Here is a 1,305-nt window from a genome sequence, read left to right as displayed (position 1 = left end):
CGATCAAGCCGAAGAAGGGGGCAAGCAGATTGAACAACCCGATCAGGTCGGCCATCGCGGATCCTTATGCTCGCTGAAGCTGAGCGCTTTTGGCAGCGAAGCGAGGTACCCGCAATGGCGCGGCGATCACAGGCGGCAGACGGAAAACGCAACCCTGCATGGAATTTGGCAGCGCAAGCTCTGGCCCGAATTTTGCGACTGGTACGAGACAGCTTATATGAAGGCCATGGAGCAGTATCGATGAAGGCGCTTTCAGCTAAGTTCGGGATCGGCCAGGTGGTGAAACACCGGATCTACCCGTTTCGTGGTCTGATCTACGACGTGGACCCGGAATTCGACAACACCGAGGATTGGTGGTTGTCGATACCCGAAGATGTTCGGCCTCGGAAAGACCAGCCGTTCTACCATCTCCTCGCCGAGAACGCGGAGAGTGAGTACATCGCCTATGTGTCCGAGCAGAATCTCGTGGTGGACGATTCGAGCGAGCCGCTTCGCAATCCCATGATCGACGAGATGTTCGTTCGCGACAAAGACGGGTCGTATCGCGCCCTGCCGATCCTGACCCACTAAAAATCACAAACCGACAAACCACTCACTGACACAAACCACTCACTGACTTGGACAAAAAAAACGCCGGGCACTGGGCCCGGCGTCGGATCGTCTTTGTTCGTGTTGATCAGGTTCGTCTTGATCAGGTTCGTCTTGATCAGGGCTTGGGAGCGGCCGGGGTCGCCGGAGCTGCACCAGGCGCTGCCGGAGCGGCACCAGGAGCCGCGCCAGGAGCGGCCGCGCCGCTGCTCTCGAGACGCTTGCGCAGCTCGTCGCTCCGCTTCTCGAGCTCTTCCTGAAGCTTCTTCTGCTGCTCTTCGAGCACCTTGGGGTCGATGGCCGGACCGTCGAACGCCTTGCCGAAGCCAGTTGCCGGCACGGCGAAGGTGACTTCGCGACCGCCCTGGTTCTGGACGCTGACGTTCAGGTTCGTGCCCTTCTTGAGGGCGGCGACGAAATCGTCCTTCACAGGCGACTCGGCGAAGCAGCCGTTCGGGAAGCAGACCGCATAGCGGCCCGGCGTCGCCTGGCCCTGGTCTACGGCGAAACGGATGCCGGGCTGAAGCAGGAGGCCCAGCGGCATCAGGAAACGGAGGATCTTTTGCGGTTGGGCGCCCTTGACGTCATAAAGAGCACCCGCCAGCCCCGGCTGGCCCTGATCGGCGCCGCACTCGCGGGCCGTGTAGCAGATTTCAGAGTTGGTGCCCTGGTCCGTGCCGCAACCCTTCGGCCATTCCGGCTGTGACGGCCCAGGCT

General features: G+C 61.2%; 3 protein-coding genes. 2 read left to right on the top strand and 1 reads right to left on the bottom strand.

Going from position 1 to position 1,305, the window contains the following annotated elements; translation table 11 throughout:
- Together AC1DT3_RS21540 and hspQ are read left to right on the top strand one after the other, a co-directional pair.
- Positions 1 to 244 (top strand): hypothetical protein (locus AC1DT3_RS21540; protein ID WP_477467223.1); only part of this gene is annotated, 244 nt, incomplete at its 5' end.
- Entirely contained in the window at positions 241 to 570 is a 330-nt protein-coding gene (hspQ, locus tag AC1DT3_RS21535; RefSeq protein ID WP_477467222.1) for a heat shock protein HspQ, read from the top strand. The genes AC1DT3_RS21540 and hspQ, both read left to right, overlap by 4 nt.
- A 136-nt stretch (positions 571 to 706) precedes the next feature.
- Here hspQ and AC1DT3_RS21530 read toward each other — a convergent pair.
- Positions 707 to 1,305 (bottom strand): invasion associated locus B family protein (locus AC1DT3_RS21530; protein WP_477467221.1); only part of this gene is annotated, 599 nt, incomplete at its 5' end.

The sequence above is a fragment of the Microvirga sp. P4_G7 genome (assembly GCF_056401005.1).
The sequence above is the reverse complement of the archived record's forward strand: the minus strand, read 5'-3'. Positions and strand labels throughout refer to the sequence as shown.

Bases quoted from the DNA above. Each gene is read 5' to 3' on its own strand.
- hspQ (WP_477467222.1), top strand. From the start codon at position 241: ATGAAGGCGCTTTCAGCTAAGTTCGGGATCGGCCAGGTGGTGAAACAC.